This window comes from uncultured Paraglaciecola sp. (assembly GCF_913058035.1).
In the GTDB taxonomy this organism is placed as follows: Bacteria; Pseudomonadota; Gammaproteobacteria; order Enterobacterales; family Alteromonadaceae; genus Paraglaciecola.
Window position 1 is genome coordinate 1 of record NZ_CAJXPA010000189.1, and the last position, 7,652, is coordinate 7,652.

Consider the following 7,652-nt stretch of genomic DNA (forward strand, 5'->3'; position numbering starts at 1 on the left):
TTGGCACAAAGTTCTCCTTCAGGTTTAACACTCGACTGTCCGGTATTAGGCTCGAAGCTGCAAGTCAACTCTGTCCTTATCAACTTCTGCAATTGGCAAATTATAACCAGACATAACTAGCTCCTGTACCCAAAAACAATACACTTTTTCACCTGCTTTTCCTCTGTGCTCTCTGCGTCCTCTGTGGTTCAAATTCTTTTGCTTTTAACTTTTCCCGTGAATCTGACTTTCCCATAGGGCGGATTAGCTTTGTTCAGTTTTACTCTCCTACACTTTGTTACAAACGCTGCATCTTGATACGTATTTTGTGTTTGGTTAAAAATATACTGCATCGGTACTCAATTAACTAGGAAGTAAACATGCAGTCTTCACACATAAAAAAACTATCATTTGTTGCGATATTGTCAGTCGCGTTTTCATCATTTACTCACTCTGCAGATATTGCTCGCGAATTGCGCAGCAATGCAGATAAAAATAGCGTTCCTGAAAATTTCTTCGAAATAGGCATAAATGCAGGAGTGGGTATTGGCTCATCTTTGACTGAAGAGGATGGCAAAGAAACTGGCTTTGGCATTAACGTGAGTGGCAGTTACAACTGGAATGATTTTTTCATCGATGTAGGGATGGAAACGTCCGAACCATTGAGCATCGGCTATAACGCTTACAAAAGTGAAAACTGGTCTTTTGACTTAATGTTAGGCGCCACAGGTGGTGGCATATCTAAAGACACCGACGATCGATTTATCGGTATCACAAAAAGACAAAGCAGCACTATGTTAGGCGGACGCTTAACGGGGTATTTTGGACAAAACATTTTGCAAGTGTCAATTAAGCATGATGCCAGGGGCAGAAGTAAAGGTACTGTTGCATCGGCCTTGTTAGGGCGCAATTGGCAAGTTAATGACTGGAATTTTCATGGCCTAGCAGGGCTAACTCTGGCGGATGCAAAATTTAACGATTATTACTTAGGTGTATCAGACGCAGAAGCAGCCATAACTGACTTTGAAGCATACGATGGCAAAGCTTCAGTGAGCTTTAATTCATCAGTAGGAGTCACTTACCCTATTTCTGAAAGTTGGGAGTTTCGGGCAACCGCTCATGCAGGCTCAAACTTTGGATATAACGACAGCCCTTTATTTAGCAAAAAGAGAGACTTTTATACGGGTATTAGTTCCAGTATTACCTACGAATTTTAAGAATATAAGCAAAATATGACGCTTGTTCATCTTTATCACTTAAGACTTTGCTGAACAATACCTCGAATAACTTGTGGCTGCTTGGAAAACAAACAGCCACTTAAACATAAAAGAATATACCCATGAAACTCTCACCATTTTCGAAATTACCCTTTATCTGCTGCATCACAATGAGTGTGTGCCTAAGTGCTTGTAACAATGATAAGGAACAAGCCGATATTCCAATTAATAACATCGAACCATTAGTTGGCATTTGGCAGGCACCCGCTTATGGCTATGCGCTGGATATGCAGGCCGATACTCATCAGTTATATCAGTTTACTTCAGAGTCTTGCCAAAAAATTGAATTTGATTTCGATCATGATGAGTTAAAAAGCAGTATGCAGCTCAGTGATGACAATAACTCTATTGTTAACACTTTTACTGGTGCCAAAAATCCTGGCATCGTGATGAACAAAGAAAATAGTTTGCCCGATCTTTGTGTGAACGACTTAACAGCCAATAAAGGTGATGCTAATTATCAATTTGATGCTCAGCGAGATTTTGAAATATTTTGGCAAACCTTTAGTCAATATTATGCGTTTTTTCATATTGAAGATGTAGATTGGGTTGAGGTGTTCCAATTAGCAAATGGCCAAATTAGCCCCCAGACCACTGAAGTTGAATTAGTTGAAATATTAACTGAAATGGTTGCCCCCCTAAATGACTTCCACGTGCAGATCGGCAACGAAGATTTAGATATCTCCTTTTCGGTGCAAAGAAAGGCCTCATTATACGCAATAGCGCTATTAGACTTTATCTCAACCCAGCAAGTAGAATTACCCTTTGGGCAAGAACAAGAAGAGGCCTTTGAAATTTACTTTGAAAATGCAGAACAACAGTCTATTGACGCCATTTTGAGCCATGTTGTGATGGACTCAGAAATTGAAATGAATGATAACGAAACAATGTTTTGGGCAACATTTGAAAATAATATTGGTTATCTCAATGTGACCACCATGGACATAAATGAATTCGGTGATAACGATAATAATGTCGCACAAAATAAAGTAATATTGACCGAGACCTTGGATGAAGTTATGCAGTACTTTGCTGATGTAGATGGCGTTATTATTGATGTGCGAAATAATGATGGCGGAGATGATTTTGTGAGTAGGATGATCACTAGCCGCTTTATCGATCAATCTTTACATGCGTATAGTAAACAGGCGAGATTAAGTGATAGTCGCACCCCACTGCAACAAGTTTTTATTGAGCCACAAGGTGATACTCAGTTTCTTGGACCGTTAGCAGTGATGACCAGTGCATCCACCTATAGTGCAGCTGAAATCTTTGCAATGAGCATGCGTCAGCGAGCAAATACCGTTTTAGTCGGCGAAGCAACCGCAGGTGGCTTTTCTGATGGTCTCAATAAATCACTACCTCATGGCACAATATTTAGTTTGTCGAACGAATTTTACCTCACACCTGATAATGAAGAGTTTGAAGGGGACGGGGTGCCTGTGGATATTGAACAAGCATTTTTTACCCTAGAACAACGAGAGCAAGGTAATGATTTGGGTTTGGAAAAAGCGCAAGCGTGGATTATTCAGCAGTAATGATGGAGTGCGTTTCAGCAACACGTGAACGCTAAGTACCCTTCACGTGTTGCGATCAATCGTTGCTTTTAAACATTTCATTCTTCGATTAGAATAACTTTATTTGATGAGTTTGAATATCGCCACATCAAACAATGCTTCACCTGCACAGTCAAAGTATATTGGCTCAAAAACAGTGCTGTTGATAATGCCAAGTGGGCTAGGCCCTTAAAAATGGCATTTAAAGGTTAGATCTAATGAAGGTTAAGCAGCTGCCGCTTGCTTTGAATGATAAATTGCTACATTTTGTTACAAAAGCTGCATCTTGATACGTATTTTATATTGAGTTAAAAATATACTGTATGGGTGTGCATAATTATGGAAGTAAACATGTGGTATTCCCCCATAAAAAAACTATCACTGATGGCGATATTATTAGTCGCATTTTCATCATTTGCTTATGCAGCGGATATCGCCCGCACATTACGAACCAATACTCAGGATAATAATGATCCAGATAATTTTATAGAGATAGGTTTAGGTGCAAACGCATTTGTTGGTTCGTCATTCACAGATTCAGATGGAATATTCGCTGGCCCGAGCATTAACCTCAGTGCCAGTTACAACTGGAATGGCTTTTTTATCGATGTATTGGCTGAAACAGCCGAACCTATAGTCATAGGGTATAACGCTTACAACAGTGATAACTGGTCTTTTGACTTAGTGTTAGGCACAACTGATGGTGGCGTATCTGAAGACACCGACGATCGTTTTATCGGTATCATAAAAAGACAAAGCAGTACTATGCTGGGCTTACGATTAACGGGCTATTTTGGAAAAAACATTCTGCAAGTATCTCTCAAAAATGATGCAAGGGGTCGCAGTAAGGGTACCGTAGCGTCTGCCCTGTTGGGACGCAATTGGCAATACAGAAATTGGAACTTCCACGGCTTAGTTGGCCTGTATTTAGCCGATGCAAAATTTAATAATTATTATTATGGCGTGACAAAAGAAGAATCGGCAGTAACAGGGATACAAACTTTCGATGGTGAAGCTGCTATCACCTTTAACTCATCTATGGGTGTCACTTACCCCATAAGTGAAAACTGGATATATCGTGCCACTGTAGGTTTTGGTTCAAATTTTGGCCAAAATGATAGCTCTTTATTTGAGAAAAAAAGAAATTTTCATATCGGTATTCATTCCAGCATTAGTTACGTTTTTTAAGTGAGTATCCGGACTATGATACTCACTTATCAGAAACACTTAGCGTCATTTGTTTTTGGCTTTACTGCAGCGGTCTGCCTATACACGAGCAGCACTTATGCTGAAAATAATAGTCCCAAAGAGAATGCACTTGTCGTCACCCCTCTTCGTTGTGTCGCCTTACGGCAAGGGCAAGTTTGCTATCAGGAAGTCACCTTTAGATGGCATCAGCCAGAAGTGGGTAACTATTGCCTAGTGGAGTTATCTAGCTCTGACAATATAAAATGTTGGTCAAACGTAAAAACTGGCGAAGTAGACTTTGACTTTCAATCTGATAAAAGTTTGACTTATGGCATCCGGAAAACGGATGAACAGACTAATCTATCCTCGGTACATATCACAGTGTCGTGGGTTTTTAAATCGTCTAAACGCCCTAAAGCTAGTTGGAAATTATTTTGATTGAAGAGCCCGACCTACCCCATATTATGTTAGTTGAAGACGATATGTCGCTGGCAGAATGGTTCAGCGATTATCTGACTGAACACGGTTATATGGTCACTTTAGTAAACCGTGGCGATGTCGCAGTTGAATTGATCAAAACAGATAACCCTGACCTAGTATTGTTAGATATCATGCTACCAGTAAAAGACGGCTTTGATGTGTGCCGAGAAGCTCGCAGTTTCTATCGCGGACCCATTTTAATGATGACGGCACGGGATCAAGAAATGGATGAAGTGTTAGGCCTTGAATTAGGTGCAGATGACTACGTGACTAAACCCGTCAAACCCCGGGCATTGTTATCCAGAATAAAGGCCTTGTTGCGACGCTCGAATAACCAAAGTGAGGTTGCAACCTCAAGCGAAAATCATATACAGCTTGGACACTTTCATCTTGACGCTAATTCACGCACAACGAAGTTAAACGATGAACCAGTAGCCATTTCATCTAATGAATTTGATGTGCTTTGGCATTTAGCCCAATCAGCAGGCCAGGTGGTAAATCGAACTGAACTTGTGCATCAACTCCGTGGCTTTGATTACGACGGTTTTGACCGAAGTGTCGATATGATTGTGTCCAGACTGCGCAAAAAACTCGGCGACGATGCGAACAACCCTTTTAGAATAAAGACCATTTGGGGAAAAGGTTACTTGTTGGTAGCTAACGCGTGGTCATAGGATCTGTTGAACTGTTATATGTCGGTGAGATATGAAAAAACTCACACTCTCCTTAATCGTTGCGATATTGACCGCCATCATTTTTTTAGGATGGGGACTGGATACATTTTTTAATGAATACCAAGAACAAAAAGACACGGATGAATATAGTGCCTATCGAAAAATTATCGCACCACTGGCCAATACCCTAGACAAAACTGACAACTTTGCACAATTCGTCACAACTTGGCAAAACCAAAACCAACAACAACTAACGCTTACTCCTCTAGCAGAATTCCCATTACCCGCCAGCCTGCGTGATAATTTCAGTCAAGGCGAACCACTGGTTTTAGAATCAGAGGAGCTGATTACAGTGAACCAGCTTTTGTTGTCACAGCAGCAAGTATTAACTCTGAATATCCAGCAACAATCCAAACAAGAAGGCAACTTAACTTTGCAAGTTGCCTTAACCACAGTATTTTATGCAGGCATTTTACTGTGTGTATTTATATGGCTTTATCCGCTGATAAAGCGATTACGACTACTCAGAAGTACAGCAAAAAATTTTGGAGAAGGTGATTTTTCTGAACGCATTCATATTTCGTCTACATCTTATATTGTTGATATTGAAAATGAATTTAATCGTATGGCAGAGAAAATAGAAACCTTAGTGGAAGACAACAAATTATTAAGCAACGCCGTGTCACATGACTTGCGCACACCTTTGGCTAGGCTACGTTTTGGTATTGAGGCCTTAAGCGAAACCAATAAACCCGAAACCAAAGAAAAGTATATCCAACACTTAAGCCAAGACATCCAAGAAATGGAAAACCTAGTCGGTGTATTGCTTGATTATGCCCGGCTCGACCAGAAAATGATTAACGTTGAACGTTTACCTCTAAATCTAAATACGCTGATTGAAGGCTGTGCCCGTAATCTCACTTCAAGCGATTCATCTGCGGTATCAATTGATGTTAGTGGGTTGTCCAAAATTCAGATTATCATCGATGGTAATGAAAATTATCTGTCCATGTTAATCAATAATTTACTGTCTAACGCACAACGATATGCAGTTAAGCATGTTCGAATCACCACTAAGCAAACAACTACTAGCTTGATTATGTGTGTTTCTGACGATGGCCCGGGCATACCTGTGGAAAAGCGTGGGGAGATATTTAAACCCTTTATTCGAGGTGAAAATCAGATCGAACAAAAGGGTTATGGTATGGGCTTGGCAATAGTCGCTAGGATAGCCGTATGGCATGGCGCGCATGTTGTGATTAGTCAATCTGACGAGCTTGGTGGTGCGAAATTTACTATAACGTTTAAACGTTACAATAAATAATCACTAAACTTTCTTAACAAACTCAGACTTCAATTTCATGGCTCCTATACCATCAATTTTACAATCGATATCGTGATCACCATCCACCAAACGAATATTCTTCACTTTAGTACCCACTTTAACAACAGCAGAAGACCCTTTTACTTTGAGATCTTTGATCACCGTAACAGTGTCACCATCGGTAAGCACGTTGCCGTTTGAATCTTTGATAAACTTTTCGTCTGTTTCAGCTGACTCAGGTCCTCCGTTCTGGGGCCATTCATGTGCACATTCTGGGCACACATAAACATCTCTATCTTCATAAGTGTAAGTTGAACCACACTTAGGGCACTGAGGTAAATCGCTCATGAAAAAATCCTTACTACATTCTTATAAAAAACAGTTAGCGATAATTATCCGTGCTTTGCTGGACGATTGCCAGCTCCATACGATGGATTTAAATGAGGTTAGCTATGAAAGTAAAAGAATAAAAAATTGATTAGAATAGTTATATCACAGTGGTTTTGTCTTTGTGCTTAATACCTATAATTAAGCTTGTTGTCGTATATAAGTGGCAGTACTTGGTGCGATCCCTAGGTTACCTTTGTCTCTATTACCTAACAAAGAATTGATCACTGCTAACAAAGAAAAGTGATGTATCGCGTGGCTAGAAACAAATACTAATTCGCGGGCTAAGGTCGATTTAGTCTGGGCATTTTGAGTTTCTTTAACAGAAGTTTCACAGACTATATTAAGGGGCATATCAGCGTCTAACTGATTGATCTCTTGTAACCATTGCTCAATCTTTTTCCATTCTAACAGAGCAGCTTTAGGACAAGTTTCAATACTAGAGTAACGATTTCGTCTATTGTAGTTAACCAGACCTTGGTTTAGCCCATCTTTTAAAGCCGAATAATGGTCCAATATATGGCGAATATGTGTACCAGCGCTACTAGCAAAATGCGGTTTGAGCACCACTTGATAATTTTCAGCAGTGAGACCCAGCAAAAATTCCTTAGCCTGTTTAACCGTCTCTAATTGGCCTTCAAGTGTTACAGTGTTATTGAGCATATGCTTCCTGTTTTATTATTGATTTTATTATTCTTCATTAATGACCTCAGGCACTGAAATTAAATTTCATTTAATTTTCAGCATTACAATCATTTGTCCGCCAAGATGAGGTTCATATTAATGC

Annotated in this window: 8 protein-coding genes; 6 read left to right on the forward strand and 2 right to left on the reverse strand. The window is 39.9% G+C overall.

Features of this window, described 5'->3' with window-relative positions; genetic code table 11:
* Nucleotides 1-359: 359 nt before the first annotated feature.
* The 6 genes from QZ562_RS17875 (at nt 360) to QZ562_RS17900 (ending at nt 6,478) form a co-directional block, all read left to right on the forward strand.
* Entirely contained in the window at nt 360-1,196 is an 837-nt protein-coding gene (locus tag QZ562_RS17875; RefSeq protein ID WP_293763201.1) for a MipA/OmpV family protein, read from the forward strand.
* Between the two features lie 122 nt (nt 1,197-1,318).
* A complete protein-coding gene (locus tag QZ562_RS17880; protein WP_293763203.1) occupies nt 1,319-2,794 on the forward strand; it encodes a S41 family peptidase in 1,476 nt (491 codons plus the stop codon).
* 357 nt (nt 2,795-3,151) lie between these two features.
* Nucleotides 3,152-4,000 carry a MipA/OmpV family protein gene (locus tag QZ562_RS17885; protein ID WP_293763205.1) on the forward strand — a complete coding sequence of 283 codons (849 nt, stop codon included), beginning with the start codon at nt 3,152-3,154 and terminating at the stop codon, nt 3,998-4,000.
* Nucleotides 4,001-4,015: 15 nt separating this feature from the next.
* Nucleotides 4,016-4,438 carry a DUF3019 domain-containing protein gene (locus QZ562_RS17890; RefSeq protein WP_293763207.1) on the forward strand — a complete coding sequence of 141 codons (423 nt, stop codon included), beginning with the start codon at nt 4,016-4,018 and terminating at the stop codon, nt 4,436-4,438.
* Entirely contained in the window at nt 4,435-5,154 is a 720-nt protein-coding gene (locus tag QZ562_RS17895) for a response regulator (protein ID WP_293763209.1), read from the forward strand. The genes QZ562_RS17890 and QZ562_RS17895 overlap by 4 nt, the downstream gene beginning before the upstream one ends.
* A gap of 31 nt (nt 5,155-5,185) precedes the next feature.
* Entirely contained in the window at nt 5,186-6,478 is a 1,293-nt protein-coding gene (locus tag QZ562_RS17900; RefSeq protein WP_293763211.1) for an ATP-binding protein, read from the forward strand.
* Nucleotides 6,479-6,481: 3 nt separating this feature from the next.
* Here QZ562_RS17900 and QZ562_RS17905 read toward each other — a convergent pair whose 3' ends face one another.
* The gene (locus tag QZ562_RS17905; protein ID WP_293763214.1) at nt 6,482-6,826 is read right to left on the reverse strand and encodes a zinc ribbon domain-containing protein YjdM; all 345 of its coding nucleotides are present in this window, start codon (nt 6,824-6,826) and stop codon (nt 6,482-6,484) included.
* A 180-nt stretch (nt 6,827-7,006) separates the two neighbouring features.
* Nucleotides 7,007-7,528, reverse strand: a complete 522-nt coding sequence (locus QZ562_RS17910) for a hypothetical protein (protein WP_293763216.1) — start codon at nt 7,526-7,528, stop codon at nt 7,007-7,009.
* Between the last annotated feature and the right edge of the window lie 124 nt (nt 7,529-7,652).

Excerpts from the sequence above, each read along its gene's own strand:
- QZ562_RS17875 (WP_293763201.1), top strand. The coding sequence starts at position 360 with ATGCAGTCTTCACACATAAAAAAACTATCATTTGTTGCGATATTGTCA.
- QZ562_RS17910 (WP_293763216.1), bottom strand. The coding sequence starts at position 7,528 with ATGCTCAATAACACTGTAACACTTGAAGGCCAATTAGAGACGGTTAAA.
- QZ562_RS17900 (WP_293763211.1), top strand. The coding sequence starts at position 5,186 with ATGAAAAAACTCACACTCTCCTTAATCGTTGCGATATTGACCGCCATC.
- QZ562_RS17885 (WP_293763205.1), top strand. The coding sequence starts at position 3,152 with ATGGAAGTAAACATGTGGTATTCCCCCATAAAAAAACTATCACTGATG.
- QZ562_RS17890 (WP_293763207.1), top strand. The coding sequence starts at position 4,016 with ATGATACTCACTTATCAGAAACACTTAGCGTCATTTGTTTTTGGCTTT.
- QZ562_RS17905 (WP_293763214.1), bottom strand. The coding sequence starts at position 6,826 with ATGAGCGATTTACCTCAGTGCCCTAAGTGTGGTTCAACTTACACTTAT.
- QZ562_RS17880 (WP_293763203.1), top strand. The coding sequence starts at position 1,319 with ATGAAACTCTCACCATTTTCGAAATTACCCTTTATCTGCTGCATCACA.